This window comes from Bradyrhizobium sp. USDA 3315 (assembly GCF_054056795.1).
Genome location: NZ_JBSRYP010000001.1, coordinates 1,029,333 through 1,047,753, shown reverse-complemented (window position 1 = coordinate 1,047,753; position 18,421 = coordinate 1,029,333). Strand labels below are relative to the sequence as shown.

The window sequence follows — 18,421 nt, the reverse complement described above, 5'->3', positions numbered from 1 at the left end:
TGACAGCGCCGCAGGGGCGGGTGGGGCAGCTTCAGATTTATAGACGCGCAGGCAGGTTCTCAACGCGGATAACGCGGCGGCGTTTCAACTTCGCTTGTTTAGTCGAACCAGCCGTGCCGCTTGAACCAGAGCACCGGCAGGATGCCGCTGGCGATGATCGCGGCCCAGGCCAAGGGATAGCCGAAGGTCCAGCTCAGCTCCGGCATCTCCTTGAAATTCATGCCCCAGACCCCGACCAGGATGGTCGGGGGAACGCCGACCACCGACACGATGGTCAGGATCTTGAACAGGTCGTTCTGCTGGATGTTGATGAAGCCGAGCACGGCGTCCAGCAGCAGCTGGATCTTGTCCGAGAGCCGGGTCTCGTAATCACCCAGTGAAGCCACATCCTTGGAGACGGCCTCGAGCCGGCGCTTCGAAGCCGACGTGATCCATTCATTGCCGACGTCATCGGCGAAGCTCGCGACCCGGCCGACGCCGAGCAACACGTCGCGCGCCTTCGCCAGGCGATCGGCGAGCTCGCCGATGTTCTCCAGCGCCTCGCGCAACCTGCGGCTGGAGCGCACCGGACGCTTGCTCCGCACCAGGCCGCCCTTGAAGACGCCCCGCGACAGCCTGTCGGTCTTGGCGCCGAGATGCTCCAGCACGTCGGCGCCGCGATCGATCATGGCCTCGAGCAGCGCGGTGAACACGCACATGCCGTTCTGCAGGCTCTTGTCAGTGCCGATCCGCTTCATGACGTCGTCGAACGTGGTCAGCTGCGCGAACCGCACCGTGACCAGCACCTTTGGGCCGATCACGAAACCGATATTGGTGATCTCGGCTTCGTTGTTGTCGTCGAGCCGCACCGCCGGCGAGCTCAGATAGAGCCGGTCATGATCGGTGATCAGGCGGCTCGACGCCTCGATCTCGCTCAACGATCGCTCGGACGGGACGCGGATGTCGAGCGCGCGCTCGACGAACTGCTTTTCGTCCTCCGTAGGATCGAGCAGATCGATCCAGATGACCTCGGACGGCACTTCGGCGCCGATGCTCCGCCAATCAGAGGTCGCCGACCTGTACAGCTGCAGCAATGATCGGGCTCCATGCATGGTGGGTGGTGCGTCCCACGACAATCCCGAGGGCCGCAGGGCCGTTCCCTGTGTTTGGAAGCCTGCCGGCACTCACTTCAGTCGATGAGAGGTTCCGCCGAGCTTTCTAAGCCTGCGCAGGTCGCTTGCGGCCTCCGAGAGCAACCAATCGCGAAACGTCACGATCTTCGGCAGGCTTGCGGTCGCCTTCGGGCAGAGGATCCAGTAGGTCTTCGACAATGGCAGCGACTGCGGAAACGGCCGCGCCAGATGGCCGTTGATGAGGTCCCACGCCGCCAGCGTGGTGCGCGCGAGCGCAATGCCTTGCCCATTGATGGCGGCATCAATCACCATGCTGGCGCGATTGAGGACCGGGCCATGCGTGGCGGCAGCATCGTCAAGTCCCGCTTCCTCAAGCCAGTTCTTCCAGTCGGCGCGACTGTCCATATGGATCAGCGGAAATTTCAGGATGTCAGCGGGGTTGCTCAGGCGTCGCTTGCCGGACAATAGCTTTGGGCTGCACACGGCAAATAGCCGCTCCGGGCTCAGCCGCACCGCGTCAAGCCCCGGCCAGTTGCCGTCGCCGTGGCGCACCGCGAGATCCACTTCCTCGCGCGCGAAGTCGACGTGGTGCAGCGTGGCGGAGACGCGCAGGTCGATGCCGCTATGCGCCTCAACAAAGTGGCCGAGCCGGTGCACGAGCCATTTCGCCGCAAAGTCCGGCGACGTCGATACGGTCAGCACGCCGGTATTCTGCCGTTGCAACAGCCGCTCGGTGCCGATGGCGATGCGGTCGAGCGCGTCGCGCACGACAGCGAGATAGTCGCGCCCGGCTTCTGTGATGATCAGGCGCTGGCGCTCGCGGTTGAAGAGCTTTATTGCGAGCTCGGCTTCCAGTGCTTTCACTTGATGGCTGACGGCACCCTGCGTGACACAAAGCTCTTCGGCAGCGCGCGTAAAACTCTCGTGGCGCGCGGCGGCCTCGAAGGCCTTCAGGGCATTGAGCGGCGGCAGGCGTGGGCGCATCGCACGACTTCATGAGAAAAATTAGGGCAGGCACGAGAAACGATGCTTTGCGGGAAACCGCCCCGCACGATTATTGAACAGCTCCAGTGAAGCATTTCAAGCGATTTGGAGCCTGTCGTGTCCGTCCTTTAACCGATACATCTCGGTCGATCCCGCCGGTGCCCGCCGCCGACCCGGCCACACCACTTCATCAATTCAGCTCAGGAAGGTCGCCTGGCGCTCCGCGCCCCGTATGGTGGAGCTTGCTTGACCGGCCGTTTCAGCGCATCGCGCTTCGCGCGATTGCCGATGACCCGCATCTGCTTTGCGATCTCGGCCTGACGCGCGAGCAGGCGCTGCGCGAGGCCTCCAAGCCGTTCTGGCGCTGAGACCAAATCAGAAAGGAGAAAGCGGATGTCCGGTCCGATCGTCTACGGTTTCCCACGCAGCAGTTTTGTCAACATCGTCCGCTTGATCCTGACGCACAAGGACGTAGCTTACCAATTCCACGACCTTGAACCGGTCATGGGCAAGCCCGATCACCTGGCGCTGCACCCGTTCAACCGTGTCCCAATTCTGAAACACGGCGATCTCACCGTCTACGAGACGAGTGCGATTGCCGCCTATGTCGACGAAGCCTTTGGCGGCGTGTCGCTGACGCCGAAAGACATCAAGGCGCGGGCGCACATGAACCAGTGGATCAGCGCTGTTAACAACTATTACTACCCCTACATGATCTATCACGTGACGCATGAGCGTCTGGTTTTCCCGGAACTCGGCATCGCCCCCGACGAGAAGGTCGTGGCACATGCGCTGCCCAAGGTCGAGACCGGGCTAGCGGTGGCCGAGCGCCAGCTTGCGCACGGCAAGGATTTTTTGCTCGGGGACGAACTCTCGATTGCGGATTTCTATCTGCTGCCGAGCACGTTCGCCTTCAGCCTCACCGCCGAAGGGCAGTCGATGTATCCGAAATTCCCGGCATTCTGCCGCTGGCGGGAACGCATGGACAATCTGCCCGCAACGCAGAAGGTTCGCGCCGTCGTGCAGCGGGTGCCGATCGAACACGCGCGCGAATGGTCTACTTCGCACCGGCCGAAATATTGACCGTCATTGTTCGCGTGCAGAGCGCCCGGTTCCGACCTCCACGTGCAGCCAGAAGCCCGTTTGTTTCCGAACAAAGGCGATGACGGAGCGTTAGTGCAGAGCATGAGGAAGGGACAACACCATGAAGAATTCCATATCGGTTGCGTTCATCTCCGCGGTCGCAATGACCTTCGCGTTCGCCGGAAGCGATGCAAAAGCACAGTCTACGCCTGTCCAACAGGCCCAGCCGCCTCAGCAGTCGGAGCAAACCCGCGAGCAGGATCGCAGTCGCGCCGAGGACGTTAAGATCGGGCGTGACTGGAAGGCTCAAGGCGGCGAGAGGGACCACGCCGGCCAGGCAATACCAGACGACGGCCATCAGACTGTCGGTCGAGACTGGCGAGCCCATCCAGAGAACCGGGACCGCCAGTAGCTATCGAGGTGGAATTGGCGACGCCTGGTGCGCGGCGTGACCTTCGAAGAAGGAAAGCGGAGAGCCGAAGGTCAATCCCGCACGTATCTCGTTTACCGGATGGCCTCCGGTGAGCGCGTGCCGGACCGCGATGTCGAAGCTGAGGTCGTCGCGCACACGATAGATCAGCCCGACCAACCCCGAGAACGTATCCTCTTTTCCAAACTCGTTCTCGTAGAATATCTCGGCGACGGGGCGCACCGTCCAGGTCATCGGTCCTTCGACAATAGCACCCACGAACACGTCGCCATGATGGTCGCGGGTAATGGCAGTCTCGGCATTCAAGTGAATGGTGCCCCAATCCCAGCGCTGCGAGACAATGCCGGCCAGGCTTACGCCAACGCCCGAATTGCCGGTACTGTCAGGAAGAAGGACGCCAAATTCGGTCGCAATGCTCGGACCGGTCTTGTCCTGCAGGCTACCGGGTACGACCACGTGCTTGAGAAACGCTCCGGCTGCAGTCAGGCTGGTCGGTCCGGGCGGAGAGAGCGACGTTTGTCCCTGGCCTTCGAAGACGGCTTCCCAACTCTCGCTCAGACCGTAGTTGAGAACCCAGGCCGGCGCGATCAGGCTTGTTCCGCTCTCATCACGCAAACGTCCGGCCGGCTGCAACTCGACCTCCATCTCCCCCTTCTTGGCAACAGCGGCATCCGTGCCATCGAAGGGGCGATAGGCCGAGGCGGGGTCAGACCAGGCGATCAGTCCAAGAGCGACCATGAAGCGAGGCGCAAGGCGTCTCGAATAGCTGCGAAAGCCCCGGCTGCGTTTCCACATGCGCCGTCTCCCCACAAAGTCGATCTCAAGGCATTGGCTTGAACACCCAGATTGCCGCCGGTCCGGCAGGCCCCGCGCGGACCGCAACAAACAGACGGTCCAGCTCCGGCACAAAGAGCGATGTTCGTGCGCCCGTTGCCGTCGGCCGGCGCGCGATCAGTCGATAGGCCGCTCCATCAATCTCAAATACATCGACGTATCCAGCGCCGCAGCTCACATAAATGCGTCCGCGCTTTCCATCTACAAAGAGGTCGTCGGCATCGCCGCAAGTGCCGGTGGCTGCAATCGCCTTGCCGTCGGTCGAAAAGGCTGCAAGCTCGGCTGGGCTGCGATACACCAGGAGAACGCGACTTCGTTCGTGATCGATGGCCATCGCGAAATTACCGCCCTTGTCCAGCGGCCAGCTGGTGAGTTGTTTCCCGGAAGCAACGTCCACCACCGCGACGGTTCGCGCGTCAGGCAGATTGACAAAGATGCGCCCACTATCGGGCTGAAGCTGGAAGCTTTCCGGATGTGCCTTAAGGAGTAGGCTCCGAACCTTTGTCCGCGTGGATGGGTCGACGACTGCCAGGCCACCATCGCCATAGCCGACGATGACGCGCTTGGCCGCCGCGTCGACCCGGATATTGTCGGCATCGCTGCCGAGTTCGATTCGCCCGGCCGCCTTGTACTCGTTGGCTTCGTACAGCTGCACCGATCCGTCGCGGGCGTTGGCGACGTAGAGGGTGTCGGTCGACGGCTCATAGCCGACGCCTTGGGGTTCGCTCAGTCCGGTAATGGTTCGAAGCAAACTGCGCGCAGCCAGATCGACGACGCCGACGCTGTTGTTGCCGAGCTCGGCCACGAACAGTCGCTGCCGCTTCAGGTCGACCGCCAGGTGATCAATCCGACCGCGGACACCGCCGAGCAGGATCTTCGTTTCGAGCTGAAGGGGCGTCTTGTCTCCTGCCGGTTCGGTTGCCGCTGCCAGCGTCGGAATAAGGGCCTCGATGCGCCGGACGATCTGATCCCGGGCCGACTCATAATCATCGATACCCAAGGGAATGCCGGACCAGTAGGCCACGTCGGCCCGTCCGTGCCGCTCGGCGGCGGGGATCTGATCGAACGCCACCACCTGGTCTGCCGCGGCCATGTCGTCGATGGTCAGCTGTTGCGGCGTGTTGGCCGCCTCCAGACCATCGAGTGCAAGGCCATCCCGCACCCTAACCGGCACCGACCGATAAAGGTCGATGCCGCGTGAGACCGCCCTTATCCGCGATCCGCGCTCCTGGGCAGCCTTGTTGAAATAGGCCGCCGCCATCTGGCTGTTCACCACGCCGTGCAGGCAGACAAAGACAACGATCTTGCCATCGTTCGCCGGCGCCGGCCGAGCCGATGTCAGCGCGATCGCAAGCACCGTGGCGGCAATGCGCAGCATCACGTGGGCACTCCTGAGCAGCGTGCGCCACATGGACATGACCGTGAGGCTTCGCATCGTTGATCCCTCCGAGACCAGGGTCAACTTTTTGTCGTGGCCGTCTTGTCGAGCGCGGCACGCAGGCCCTTGGCGAGCTTGACGGCGTCGTCATTGGCCCAGAAATGCATGAAGAACAGGCGCGGCTGTTCGTCCAGCATGTGGCTGTGCAGCGCGGTGACGTCGATGCCGTGCGTCCGCAACGCCATGATGACGGGGTTGACCTCGTCATTTGTCAGCACGAAATCGCCGGTGATCGCCGCCTTGCCGCCGCCGGCCGGCTGGAAGTTGATGCCGATGGCGACGCCCAACGGACCGACCGGGCTCAACGCCATGCCCTGTTCGATGATCGGATCGCGGCGGGGCACGTTGAACTGATAGACGCCGCCATTGGCCTGGCCCTTGACGCCGATAATCTGATCGAGCTGCTCGGTATCGAGATCGATGGTCGGCGGCGGCGCGGCCGGCGCCGCGGCCTTGAGCGGCGTCTTGCTTTCGGCGAGGCCATCCCGAATCGCGGCGGCGAGCTTGACCGGGTCACCGTGGCCGGCGACGTGCATGTAGAAGGTGGCTGGGCTCGCGCCGAGCAAATGGTTGTGCACGGCCGTGATCTGCAGGCCGTTTCCGATCATCTTCAGCATGACAGGGTTGATCTCGGATTCGAGCAGCACCAGGTCGCCCATCGCCATGACGTCGTCGTGCATGGGCTTGAAGGCGACCCAGCCGCCGAGCGCCAGCGCCGGCTTGATGGTGATGCCGTCGAGCGTCACCGTCAGATCGCTCCGCGGAAAGCCGTAGCGATGCACGTCACCGGTGACGGCGGGTTTTCTGCCCAGCGTATCGTCGACCTTCTGCCAGTCGATCGCCTGCGCATGTGCCGACGAGACGAACGGCTCGGTGAATACCTGCCAGTCGATCTTTTGCGCGCTTCCGCCTGTGGCGAAGAGACAGGCACCGACGCCGATCAGCGCCGAAATCGTGTGTCGCATTGGATTGCTCCCTTGAATCTCTTTCGATGCTTCGGATCGTGGCTCTATTGCATCGAGAGCCCGACGATGGTCCGGAACCCGGCGATGTTCTGCACCGCGATTTCGACGGGATCGCCGAAGCGGACGGCATTGAAGATCAGGCCGTCCTGGACCTTGAACGGTTCGATCCGGTCCGGAGATAACCGGATCAGCAGCGTGTCGTTGCGTTCATCGACACGATCGACGACGCCGCGCAGCGTCTCGCTCGCTTGCGGGTGGACCATCGCCGCCTGCATTGTCACTGCCGCGTCCTGCCGCTCATCGTGGGCGGCCGGCGCTGCCAGGGTTGCGCCCGGCCCCAGCACTGCCATGCACAGGGCCACAGTTGCTCTCATCATGATTATCACTCCATCGATCGGTTGACGGCTTTCGCGCGCGCGGGAGCTCAGTCCCGCTCCTTGACCTGGCCGCTGCTGTCGATCACGAGCCGCACCGGCTTGCCGTTCTTCATCGCCTTCGCCGTCGTGCCTTCGGCCGTCGACTTGACCTCGCTGATCTCGGCGTAGCCGGCGGCGCGAAGTTTTGCGACGAGTTCGTCCTGCGTCAGGGCATGGGCCGGCATGACCGCGCCCGCGATCGTCAGGACGAGAATCAAACGGGAGAGTCGTCGTGTCTGCATGGTTGTTCTCCTGGTTGTGTTGTGCTGCCCCAGGTTCTCAAGCTGCGCGCCGTTCCGCTCAGATGATGCCGACAAGGCGCAGCAGTACGCCCGTGATGCAGGAGGCGGCGAGGACGCTGAGCATCCCCGCATTGAAGCGGAAGATCGCGATCGCGGCGGCGATCGACAGCGCCATCGCCGGCCAGTCGAGGCTAGCAGGCACCGGCGCGTCGAACGACAGGCCTAGCCCGTGCACAGGGAATGTTTGCCGGAACAGCGTGTGCAGCGCGAACCAGATCGACAGATTGAGGATCACGCCGACCACGGCGGCGGTGATCGCCGAAAGCGCGCCCGCCAGCGGCTTGTTGCCGCGCAGCGCCTCGATGTAGGGCGCCCCGACGAAGATCCACAGGAAGCACGGCGTGAACGTCACCCAGGTCGCGAGCAACCCGCCGAGGGTGGCGGCCAACATCGGCGACAGCCCGCTTGCTTCGCGGAACGCGGCCATGAAGCCCACGAACTGCACCACCATGATCAGCGGTCCGGGCGTGGTCTCGGCCATGCCGAGTCCGTCCAGCATCTCGCGCGGGCTGACCCAGTGATAATAGTCGGCGGCCTGTTGCGCGACATAGGCGAGCACGGCGTAGGCGCCGCCGAACGTCACCATTGCCATCTTGCTGAAGAAGATCGCGATCTGGGTGAACACGTCGCCGGGCCCGAGCGCAATCAGCAGGGCGAACACCGGCACCAGCCAGAGCGCGAGCCAGATGGCGCCGACCCGCAAAGTGCGCGATGCGTTGGGACGGACATGGTCCGGCACCGCTTCACCGAGCATGCTGTCGATCACGGCGGAATTCTTGCCGCCATGCTCGATCGCCGCAAATTCGCTCCGGCCGAGACGTGCGCCCACCAGCCCTGTGACCGCGGCGGCGCCGATGATCAGCGGAAACGGCACGGCGAAGAAGAAGATCGCGACAAAGGCGATCGCCGCGAGCGCGATCATCACCCGGTTGCGCAGCGCGCGCTTGCCGACCCGCACCACGGCCTGGATGACGATGGCGAGCACCGCGGCCTTCAGGCCGAAGAACAGCGCTTCGACAAACCCGACATTGCCATACGCCGCGTAGATATAGCTGAGGCCCATGATGGCGAAGATGCCGGGCAGGATGAACAGCCCGCCCGCCACGATGCCGCCGAGCGTCCGATGCAGCAGCCAGCCGATATAGGTCGCCAGCTGCTGCGCCTCCGGCCCCGGCAGCAGCATGCAGTAATTGAGGGCGTGCAGGAAACGCCCCTCGGATATCCAGTTCTTCTCCTCGACCAGGATGCGATGCATCACCGCGATCTGGCCGGCCGGTCCGCCAAAGCTCAGGATGGCGACGCGTATCCAGACCAGCAGCGCCTCGTTGAAGGAGATGCCGTGCGCGGGTTCATGCCCGCGCGCTTTCGCTGTCGTTGCGACGTCGGTCATGGCTTCACCTTGCTGGTCGGCCAGTTGTGCGTCTCCTTGGTCGCGTCGCGGCACCATCGGTAGAAGGCGTCGTAGAGCAGCAGCCCGGCGCTCAACTGCTCGAGGTCGTCGTCGAACATGCGCGACAGGCCGAGCGAGGCGGCGAGCAGCCCGGGCGCCTCCGGCGAAAGCTCGAGCCGCGCGGTATCGGCCGCCCGCACCATCGTCGCGAGCCGCTCCAGCGCCGGCGTCGCGAGGCCGAATTCCTTGACCATCACGTCGAAGGTGCAGAGCTCACCGCGATGGCTCCAGAACACGTTCTCGATGTCGAACGGCGTGGCGTCGAACCGTTCGGCGACCGCCTCGACCTCCGCCGATGTGACGAACAGGAACACGGCCGCGGGATCGACGAAGCGGCGGATCAGCCATGGACAGGCGATGCGGTCGATCTTCGGCCGCGATCGCGTCACCCAGACGGTGCGGCCCCGCCCGTCGCGTTTCGGAATCTTGTCGGCGGGAACGGTCGGTAGCTCCGCTTCCCGCCAGCCGAGGTGGCCGCCCTCGAGAATCTCGGCCGCGATGTTGCTGCAGCGCAGCCAGGCGGCGGTGCCTTCGGAAAGCTTCTGTCCCTTCTGGCAGACCACGACCACGGACTGCCCGGTGAAACGGGAAGCCCAGTCCTGGACGTCGAGATGGGAATAGCGGACCGCGCCCGGAATCAGGCGCGGATCGGCAGCGAAATCTTCATCGAGACGAACGTCGACGAGCGTCGGCGCCTTCGCCGTACCGATGAGACGGGACAATTTTTCTGAAGAGATCGATGTGTATGACGACATGGTGCGCCCTTGGTGACAGGACGCGATTCTTGGGCATGTCGCCTCGCGGGGAGATCGCACATCCCCGTAGCCGCATCAAAAACCCTGATTTCCGGGCTGTCAACCTGACTTTGCCAAATCCAGCAGCAATCGCCGATCGACAGTCACGAAAACTTCATCGCGCGGCTTGGAACAAGCATTCGTGGACTCTGGCCGATGGGTCATCTCTCCATCTGCGGCGAGTTGCGAATAGGAACATACAATTCGCTGCCGAGTTGCGCGGTGGCAGGGACCAACTCAGGTAGATGCCGACACCGCGATCGTGTCGCGCTCCCGCCTGCATTCATTGGAGCAATGCCGATTGATGGACAGTCATTATTGGCATGCGACGCCTGTTGCTCTTGTCGTTATGCTGCTCATCACAACAACCGGCGGCGCTCTCGCCCACGATCACCAGCACCCCGACTTGAATGGTTGGTACGAGGGCCTGCATAGCAGCAAGGGTCCCTGCTGCGATGGCACAGATGCGCAGCACATCGACGACGTCGACTGGGAAACCAGGAACGGCCATTATCGGGTGCGCATCGATGGCGAGTGGGTTGACGTTCCGAACGAAGCCGTCGTGCCCGGGCCGAACCTGTCCGGCCGACCCATCGTGTGGCCTTACTACATAGACGGTCATCCGAAGGCGCGCTGCTTCATGCCTGGCAGCATGGGCTGACGCCCGCCGCTGACATCCCGCCGCCATGTCTCGATGCGCGCCCCGGCTGGCCGACAGCGAGGTTGACCAATATAGGGTACCCCCCTATATTACAATCATGTCGCATACCATCAAGCACAAGTCCAAGCTCGTCGGCCGGGTTCGCCGCATCAAGGGCCAGCTGGAGGCCGTCGAGCGTGCACTGGAGTCCGAGATTGGTTGTGCCGACGTGCTGATGCTGGTGGCCTCGGTTCGCGGTGCCATCAACGGGCTGACTGCGGAATTGCTCGAGGATCACATCCGCCACCATGTCGTGGATCCTGCCCGGGAAAAGGATCCCGAGAAGGCGCAGGGCGCCGCGGACCTGATCGACGTCGTTCGTACCTATTTGAAGTGAGTGCCATGACCGACCTGTCTCAGCTGCTCCAGCAGAGCAGCGCGCATGCGTGGCTGTTCGTACCCAGCGCGATCCTGCTCGGCGCACTGCACGGGCTCGAACCCGGCCACTCCAAGACGATGATGGCGGCCTTCATCATCGCGATCCGCGGCACGGTGGCGCAGGCGGTGCTGCTCGGCGTGGCGGCGACGATCTCGCACACCGCCATCGTCTGGCTGGTCGCACTCGCCGGACTTCATTTCGGCCAGCAATGGTCCGGAGAACGCAGCGAAGCCTGGCTGCAACTGGCGTCGGCGGTGATCATCATCGCGATCGCGGCCTGGATGGCCTGGCGCACCTGGCGCGAGCAGGCTGCCGAACACGATCACGATCACCACCATCATCACGACGAAACGCGCCAGCTTGTCCTGGCCGGACAATCGCTGTCGCTCGAGGTCTTCGAGGACGGCGTGCCGCCGCGCTGGCGGTTGCGAAGCGAGGCCGGAGCGCTGCCGGCGGCCGGCGACGTTGATGTCGTGACGATCCGTCCCGACGGCAGCGAGCAACGCTTTCGCTTCGCCGACAGGGGTGGTTATCTGGAAAGCATCGACGAAATTCCGGAGCCGCATGCCTTCAAGGTGCGCGTCTCAGTCCGCGCGGACGTGGCGGAAGTCCTGTTCGAGGAGCATGACCATGCGCATATGAATCTCGGCGACGAGGACGACGCGCATGCGCGCGCGCACGCCGCCGATATCCGCAAGCGCTTTGCCGGACGCACCGTCACGACATGGCAGATCATCCTGTTCGGCCTGACCGGCGGGCTGATTCCGTGTCCGGCGGCGATCACCGTGCTGCTGCTCTGTCTCCAGCTCAAGCAGTTCAGCCTCGGCTTCGTGCTGGTGCTTTGCTTCGGCATCGGGCTTGCGCTCACCATGGTCTCTGCCGGCGTTGCGGCCGCGCTCAGCCTGCGTCATGTCGAACGTCATTGGGTCGGCTTCAGCCGCTTTGCCCATCGCGCCCCCTACGTGTCGGCCGCGCTGATCGTGCTCGTCGGCCTCTACACGGGCTGGCTCGGGTTGCACGGGATCACGGCCTGATCCGGGATCACGGCGTGATCCGGGATCGTGGCCAGATCCGCTTCGCTCCACTTCCATCTTGAAACCTGCGCGCGGTGGTCTAGATTTGCCTCAAGGGGACAAGGCAGACTCCCCGTGAGACCTCGGTCCAAGCTCTGCGCGACACTCACCGTCGTGGAGCTTTCACATGGACACCCAACCACACACACGTCTTCGTTCCGAAAATCGTCCTGGCAAAATCGCTATCCTGTCGCGTGGCGACGCCGCGTCGCGCCGGGAGGCGACCCCACAAAACAGCCGTTTCGTCCGCGTCTTCGAAGCGCTCGCCGCTTCGGGCATCGAGGCCGTTCCCGTCGTCTATGACGAGACATTCGCCGATGCCGTTCGCGACCAATTGCTGACGATGGACGGCGTTCTGGTCTGGGTCGATCCGATCCATCAGGGCAAGACGCGCGCCGCCCTCGATCCGCTGCTGCGCGAGGTCGCGGCGGCGGGACCATGGGTCAGCGCGCATCCCGACATCATCCTCAAGATGGGCGTCAAGGACGTGCTGTACCGGACGCGACACCTCGGCTGGGGCGCCGACACCCATCGATACGCCACGGTCGATGCGTTCCGCGCCGAATTTCCCTCGCGCTTGCGCGCGGGTGGTCCGCGCGTGCTCAAACAGAACCGCGGCAATGGCGGGCAGGGCGTCTGGAAGGTGGAAACCGTGCCGAAGACCGACGCGACGATTCGCGTGCTGCATGCGCTGCGCGGCAGCCAGCCGGAGGAGATGCCGCTGGCAGACTTCATGGCGCGCTGCGAGCAATATTTCGGCTGGGGCGGCTGCATCATCGATCAGGCTTTCCAGCCGCGCCTGCCCGAGGGCATGATCCGTTGCTATGTCAGCGGAGCGAAGGTCGCGGGCTTCGGGCACCAATTGATCAAGGCCCTGATCCCGCCGCCCCCGCAAGGCCCGGATTCTCCGGAAGCGCAACCCGGACCGCGCATCATGCGCGGCCCCGATGCTCCGCAATTCCAGAGGCTGCGAAGCTTGATGGAGGACGAATGGATCCCGCAAATGATGGCCGCGCTGACGATCGATGAAGCGTCGCTGCCGGTGATCTGGGATGCCGATTTCCTCTACGGCCCACGCGATGCTGATGGCGCCGACACCTACGTGCTCTGCGAGATCAACGCGAGCTCGTGCTTCGCGATTCCCGACGAAGCGCCGGCGGCGATCGCGCAGACGGTCAGGGATCGCATCGGTCGGAACATGGCGAGCGTGAGGTGAGCACGCCCTGCAGGCTTCCTCTTTCTACCCATTGCTCGGGGCCCATGGGTGCGATCGGCACCCTGCTTTCCCCGCGCCCTCTGAGGGCGGAACGAAAGACCAAGCTCGGACACATCATGTCGCGAGAACGCGGAGTGTGTCACAGACGACGCCACACATTCGGTGTCGTCCCTGCGAAAGCTGAGACCCATAACCACCGATGGTCGTTGTTGAGCAGTGCTGCAACGACGAGTCCCCTCCGCCACAACCGCCGCGGAGTATGGGTCCCGGCCTTCGCCGGGACGACGATCGAGAGAGAACCGCGCACACGTTTGCGTCTCTGCCCGTCCTTTGCAGCGCGTCCGCAAACTACTTCGCCCGCATCGCTTCCGGTGTATCCGGCTGCGCGGACGGATGCGCCTTGGCGAACGCCGGCAGCGCCATGGCGGTCTCGTGGATGCGCTTCACGGTCGGCCAGGGCGACAGGCTGATCTGCTGGTTGATCGCCGCCGTGACATGGCCGACCAGGCAGATGTCGGCAAGGGTGGGCGCATCGCCGTGACAGAACCGGCCGGTCGCCTTGTGGCCGGCGAGGTGCCCCTCGAGCGCCGCCAGCGTCTCGACCGTCCAGTGCCGTCGCCACGCGTTCTGCTGGCTGTCGCGCAGATCGAGCTCGCGGTCGAGATAGCGCCGCACCCGCGGCGTCAGCAGCGGATGGCCCTCGCAGGCGACGATCAGCGCCAGCCCGCGCACCCGGGCGCGGCCGAGCGCATCCGCCGGCAGCAGCGGCGGGCTCGGGTAGGTCTCGTCGAGCCAATCGATGATCGCGAGCGACTGGAACAGCACCGTGCCGTCGTCGGTCACCAGCGCCGGCAGCGCCATCTGCGGATTGATCTTGCGATAGGCATCAGTGCGATGCGCGTCCGCATCGAGATCGACGAAGACGACGTCGGCGGCGACGCCCTTGAGGTTGAGCGCAATCCGCACCCGAAAGCTCGCCAGCGAGCGCCAGAAGGAGAAGAACTGCATGGAGTGCACCCCGCATTTCTTCCCCTCTCCCCTTGTGGGAGAGGGTGGACGCGATGCAAGGCATCGCGGACGGGTGAGGGGTCTGTCTCCGCGGATAGAGACCCCTCATCCGTCGCGGACTTTGTCCGCGACACCTTCTCCCACAAGGGGAGAAGGGAAGAAAGGTCTATCCAGACCCGTAGCCCGGATGAAGCGCAAGCGAAATCCGGGGCCGGTCCGTCGTTCCGTTGCAGTCTATCCCGGATTACGCTTCGCTGCATCCGGGCTACGGCACTCCAATACGTCATGCCCGGGCTTGACCCGGGCATCCATCAATCTTCGGAAGTGTTTTTGAAGATGGATCGCCGGGTCAAGCCCGGCGATGACACGTGTCGAGGAGGCCTACCCAGCCCCCACCTTCTTCTTGCGCCAGGCGAGATGCACGGCGCAGGTGCAGCCCTGCGGATGCGAGGCCAGCTCCGCGTCGTTGGCGGGCGTCGCGGCGGGCGCGATCGCCGGTCCCTTGGCGCCGTCCTGCGCGGGGATGTAGTTCAGCACCGGCGCCAGCCAGCGCTCGATCTCGGCGACCGTCATGGCCTTGCGCGCGGCGTAGTCCTCGACCTGGTCACGTTCGATCTTGCCGACGCCGAAGTAGAAGCTTTCGGGATGCGAGAAGTACAGGCCCGAGACCGACGAGCCCGGCCACATCGCAAAGCTCTCGGTCAGCTTCACGCCGGCCGTTGCCTCGGCATCGAGCAGCGCGAACAGAGTCCGCTTCTCGGTGTGGTCGGGTTGCGCCGGATAGCCGGGCGCCGGGCGGATGCCGTCATATTTCTCGAGGATCAGTTCGTCCGCCGACCACGCCTCGTCGGGCGCATAGGCCCAGAACTCCTTGCGCACGCGCTGGTGCATGCGCTCGGCGAAGGCTTCGGCCAGGCGATCGGCCAGCGCCTTGCACAGGATCGAGGAGTAGTCGTCATTGGCGTTCTTGAAGCGGTCGGCGACTGCATCCTCGCCGATCCCCGCGGTGACGACGAAGCCGCCGATATAGTCGGCGATGCCGGTTTCCTTCGGCGCGATGAAATCGGACAGCGCGGCGTTGAAGCGGCCCTCGCGCTTCTCGAGCTGCTGGCGCAGCGTGTGGAAGGTCGCGATCTTCTGCTTCCGCGTCTCGTCGGCATAGACCTCGATGTCGTCGCCGACGGCGTTCGCCGGCCAGAAGCCGATGGTGGCGCGGGCGGTGAACCATTTTTCCTTGATGATCGTGTCCAGCATCTTGCGCGCGTCGGCATAGAGCGAGCGCGCGACCTCGCCGACCTTGGGGTCGTCGAGGATCGCCGGGAAGCGGCCGGTCAGCTCCCAGGTCTGGAAGAACGGCGTCCAGTCGATGTAGTCGGCGAGCTCGGCAAGATCGTAGGCGTCGAAGCTCTTCAGCCCGAAGAAGGCCGGCTTTTTCGGCGGCGCCGCCGCAAAGTCGATCGCGACCTTGTTGGCGCGGGCCTCGCCAAGCTTCAGCCGCTTCTTGTCGGCCTGGGCGCGGAAATGCGCCGTCGAGATTTTTGCGTATTCGGCGCGTACCTCGGCGGCGTAGGCCTGCTTTTTCTCGGCCGACAGCAGCGAGGAGGCGACGCCGACGGCACGGCTCGCGTCATTGACATGCACGACCGGGCCGCCCGGATAGTTCGGGTCGATCTTCACTGCGGTGTGCACGCGGCTCGTGGTGGCGCCGCCGATCAGGAGCGGCAGGTTCATGCCCTGCCGTTGCAGCTCGCCGGCGAGGAAGCTCATCTCGTCGAGCGAGGGCGTGATCAGGCCGGACAGGCCGATGATGTCGGCGCCCTCGGCCTTCGCGGTCTCGATGATCTTGTTGGCGGGCACCATGACGCCGAGGTCGATGACCTCGAAATTGTTGCACTGGAGCACGATGCCGACGATGTTCTTGCCGATGTCGTGGACGTCGCCCTTCACCGTCGCGAGCACGATCTTGCCCGCGGCGTTGCGGCCGCCGGTGATGCCGTTGGCGAGATTGCGGGCCTTCTCCTCCTCCATGAACGGCATCAGATAGGCGACCGCCTGCTTCATCACGCGGGCCGACTTCACGACCTGCGGCAGGAACATCTTGCCGTCGCCGAACAGGTCGCCGACCACGTTCATGCCGGCCATCAGCGGCCCCTCGATGACGTCGAGCGGACGGGACGCGTTCTGGCGGGCGGCCTCGGTGTCCTGCTCGATGAACTCGGTGATGCCGTGCACCAACGCGTGGGACAGCCGCTTCTCGACCGGCCATTCGCGCCAGGCGAGATCTTGCTCCTTGGTCTGCTTCTCCTTGCCGCGGAATTTCTCGGCCAGCGCCAAGAGCCGCTCGGAGGCGCCGGGATCGCGGTTGAGGATGACGTCCTCGCAGGTCTGGCGCAGCTCGGGATCGATGTCGTCGTAGACGATCATCTGCCCGGCATTGACGATGCCCATGTCCATGCCGGCATGGATCGCGTGATACAGGAACACCGAGTGCATCGCCTCGCGCACCGGTTCGTTGCCGCGGAACGAGAACGACAGGTTGGAGACGCCGCCGGAGATGTGGGCGCCCGGCAGGTTCGCCCGGATCCAGCGCGCCGCCTCGATGAAGTCGACGCCGTAATTGTTGTGCTCCTCGAGGCCGGTCGCGATCGCAAAAATGTTCGGATCGAAGATGATGTCCTCGGGCGGGAAGTCGAGCCGGCCGACCAGGATGTCGTAGGCGCGCTTGCTGATCTCGGTCTTGCGCTTGAACGTGTCGGCCTGGCCGGTCTCGTCGAACGCCATCACCACCACGGCGGCGCCGTGGCGCTTGGCGACGGTCGCCTCATGGATGAACTTCTCCTCGCCTTCCTTGAGCGAGATCGAGTTCACGATCGGCTTGCCCTGGATGCATTTCAGGCCGGCCTCGATGACGTGGAACTTCGAGGAATCGACCATCACGGGCACGCGCGCGATGTCGGGCTCGGCGGCGACGAGGTTGAGGAACGTCACCATCGCCGCTTCGGAATCGAGCAGGCCCTCGTCCATGTTGACGTCGATGACCTGGGCGCCGTTCTCGACCTGGTCGCGCGCGACCTGCAGCGCGGCGGTGTAGTCGCCGGCGGTGATCAGCTTGCGGAAGCGCGCCGAGCCGGTGACGTTGGTGCGCTCGCCGACATTCACGAACGGGATCGCGTCGGTCAGCGTGAACGGCTCGAGGCCGGAGAGCCTGAGCCGCGGTGCGATCTCGGGCACCACGCGCGGCTTGTGCGGGGCGACGGCCTTGGCGATCGCGGCGATATGGTCGGGCGTGGTGCCGCAGCAGCCGCCGACGATGTTGACGAGGCCGGCGGCCGCGAACTCGCCGATCAGCCGCGCCATGTAGTCCGGCGTCTCGTCATACTGGCCGAATTCGTTGGGCAGGCCGGCGTTCGGGTATGCACAGACCAGCGTGTCGGCGACGCGGCCGATATCGGCGATATGCGCGCGCAGATCCTCGGCGCCGAGCGCGCAGTTGAAGCCGATCGTGATCGGCCTTGCGTGCCGCACCGAATGCCAGAACGCCTCCGGCAACTGGCCGGAGAGCAGGCGGCCGGACTTGTCGGTGATGGTGCCGGAAATCATCACGGGCACGTCGATGCCGCGCTCCTCGATGATCTCGGAAATCGCGTACAGCGCCGCCTTGGCGTTCAGCGTGTCGAAGATGGTCTCGACCAGCAGCAGGTCGGCGCCGCCGTCGAGCAGGCCCTTGGCCTGTTCGCCATAGGCCTTGCGCAGATCGTCGAAGGTGACCGCGCGATAGCCGGGATTGGAAACGTCGGGCGAGATCGAGGCGGTGCGGTTGGTCGGGCCGAGTGCGCCGGCGACGAAGCGCGGCTTGCAGTCCTCGGCGCTCACCCGCTCGGCGGCGGCGCGCGCCAGGCGGGCGCCCTGCAGGTTCAGCTCATAGGCGAGGTCCGACATGTCGTAGTCGGCCTGCGCGATCGAGGTCGAGGAGAAGGTGTTGGTCGCGACGATGTCGGCGCCGGCGCGCAGATATGCGGCGTGGATGTCCGTGATCGCATCGGGCTGGGTCAGGATCAGCAGATCGTTGTTGCCCTTGATGTCGCGGTGGAAGTCCGCAAAGCGCGCGCCGCGGAACGCGGCTTCGTCGAACTGCAGGCCCTGGATCATCGTGCCCATGGCGCCGTCGAGCACCAGGATGCGCTCGCGGGCAGCCGCGAGCAAAGCGTTACGCTTGGGGGAAACGGGAACGGACATG

The 18,421-nt window shown here is 64.5% G+C and carries 17 protein-coding genes; 6 read left to right on the top strand and 11 right to left on the bottom strand.

The features are described 5' to 3' along the window. Positions 1–98 precede the first annotated feature (98 nt). Entirely contained in the window at positions 99–1,073 is a 975-nt protein-coding gene (locus tag ACVIYL_RS04845) for a magnesium transporter CorA family protein (protein WP_456777878.1), read from the bottom strand. Between the two features lie 90 nt (positions 1,074–1,163). Beyond that, complete coding sequence (locus ACVIYL_RS04840; RefSeq protein WP_168858833.1) at positions 1,164–2,096, bottom strand: transcriptional regulator GcvA; 933 nt, start codon at positions 2,094–2,096, stop codon at positions 1,164–1,166. Positions 2,097–2,338: 242 nt separating this feature from the next. Here ACVIYL_RS04840 and ACVIYL_RS04835 point away from each other — a divergent pair, with 242 nt between their 5' ends. Both ACVIYL_RS04835 and ACVIYL_RS04830 read left to right on the top strand, forming a co-directional pair. Then, entirely contained in the window at positions 2,339–2,464 is a 126-nt protein-coding gene (locus tag ACVIYL_RS04835; protein ID WP_256521239.1) for a DUF1127 domain-containing protein, read from the top strand. A gap of 25 nt (positions 2,465–2,489) precedes the next feature. Then, positions 2,490–3,179, top strand: coding sequence for a glutathione S-transferase family protein (locus ACVIYL_RS04830; protein WP_456777877.1), 690 nt, complete (start codon positions 2,490–2,492; stop codon positions 3,177–3,179). 412 nt (positions 3,180–3,591) lie between these two features. Here ACVIYL_RS04830 and ACVIYL_RS04825 read toward each other — a convergent pair whose 3' ends face one another. The 7 genes from ACVIYL_RS04825 to ACVIYL_RS04795 all read right to left on the bottom strand — a co-directional run bounded on the left by ACVIYL_RS04825 (position 3,592) and on the right by ACVIYL_RS04795 (position 9,769). Then, positions 3,592–4,404, bottom strand: coding sequence for a hypothetical protein (locus ACVIYL_RS04825; protein ID WP_456777876.1), 813 nt, complete (start codon positions 4,402–4,404; stop codon positions 3,592–3,594). 25 nt (positions 4,405–4,429) lie between these two features. Continuing rightward, the gene (locus ACVIYL_RS04820) at positions 4,430–5,878 is read right to left on the bottom strand and encodes an arsenate reductase/protein-tyrosine-phosphatase family protein (RefSeq protein WP_456777875.1); all 1,449 of its coding nucleotides are present in this window, start codon (positions 5,876–5,878) and stop codon (positions 4,430–4,432) included. 23 nt (positions 5,879–5,901) lie between these two features. Continuing rightward, positions 5,902–6,846: a DUF1259 domain-containing protein gene (locus ACVIYL_RS04815; RefSeq protein ID WP_456777874.1), complete on the bottom strand. Its 945-nt coding sequence runs from the start codon at positions 6,844–6,846 to the stop codon at positions 5,902–5,904. Between the two features lie 44 nt (positions 6,847–6,890). Next, on the bottom strand, positions 6,891–7,208 hold the full coding sequence (locus tag ACVIYL_RS04810) for a hypothetical protein (protein ID WP_456777873.1): 318 nt from the start codon (positions 7,206–7,208) through the stop codon (positions 6,891–6,893). Between the two features lie 62 nt (positions 7,209–7,270). After that, positions 7,271–7,504 carry a hypothetical protein gene (locus ACVIYL_RS04805; protein WP_057016095.1) on the bottom strand — a complete coding sequence of 78 codons (234 nt, stop codon included), beginning with the start codon at positions 7,502–7,504 and terminating at the stop codon, positions 7,271–7,273. A gap of 58 nt (positions 7,505–7,562) precedes the next feature. Further along, positions 7,563–8,954, bottom strand: a complete 1,392-nt coding sequence (gene chrA, locus ACVIYL_RS04800; protein WP_456777872.1) for a chromate efflux transporter — start codon at positions 8,952–8,954, stop codon at positions 7,563–7,565. Next, complete coding sequence (locus tag ACVIYL_RS04795) at positions 8,951–9,769, bottom strand: chromate resistance protein ChrB domain-containing protein (protein WP_225164497.1); 819 nt, start codon at positions 9,767–9,769, stop codon at positions 8,951–8,953. Before ACVIYL_RS04795 ends, chrA begins: the two co-directional genes overlap by 4 nt. Positions 9,770–10,112: 343 nt before the next feature. Here ACVIYL_RS04795 and ACVIYL_RS04790 point away from each other — a divergent pair, with 343 nt between their 5' ends. From ACVIYL_RS04790 to ACVIYL_RS04775, 4 genes are all read left to right on the top strand, one after another. Further along, a complete protein-coding gene (locus ACVIYL_RS04790) occupies positions 10,113–10,469 on the top strand; it encodes a hypothetical protein (protein ID WP_225164498.1) in 357 nt (118 codons plus the stop codon). 97 nt (positions 10,470–10,566) lie between these two features. Next, positions 10,567–10,845 carry a metal/formaldehyde-sensitive transcriptional repressor gene (locus tag ACVIYL_RS04785; protein WP_016847064.1) on the top strand — a complete coding sequence of 93 codons (279 nt, stop codon included), beginning with the start codon at positions 10,567–10,569 and terminating at the stop codon, positions 10,843–10,845. A gap of 5 nt (positions 10,846–10,850) precedes the next feature. Then, entirely contained in the window at positions 10,851–11,921 is a 1,071-nt protein-coding gene (locus ACVIYL_RS04780) for a nickel/cobalt efflux transporter (protein WP_456777871.1), read from the top strand. A gap of 166 nt (positions 11,922–12,087) precedes the next feature. After that, positions 12,088–13,176: a Cj0069 family protein gene (locus tag ACVIYL_RS04775; protein ID WP_456777870.1), complete on the top strand. Its 1,089-nt coding sequence runs from the start codon at positions 12,088–12,090 to the stop codon at positions 13,174–13,176. A gap of 348 nt (positions 13,177–13,524) precedes the next feature. Here the strand turns inward: ACVIYL_RS04775 and maiA are convergent, their stop codons facing one another. Both maiA and metH read right to left on the bottom strand, forming a co-directional pair. Further along, entirely contained in the window at positions 13,525–14,184 is a 660-nt protein-coding gene (gene maiA / locus ACVIYL_RS04770; RefSeq protein WP_456777869.1) for a maleylacetoacetate isomerase, read from the bottom strand. Positions 14,185–14,565: 381 nt separating this feature from the next. After that, the gene (metH, locus tag ACVIYL_RS04765) at positions 14,566–18,420 is read right to left on the bottom strand and encodes a methionine synthase (RefSeq protein ID WP_456777868.1); all 3,855 of its coding nucleotides are present in this window, start codon (positions 18,418–18,420) and stop codon (positions 14,566–14,568) included. Between the last annotated feature and the right edge of the window lies 1 nt (position 18,421).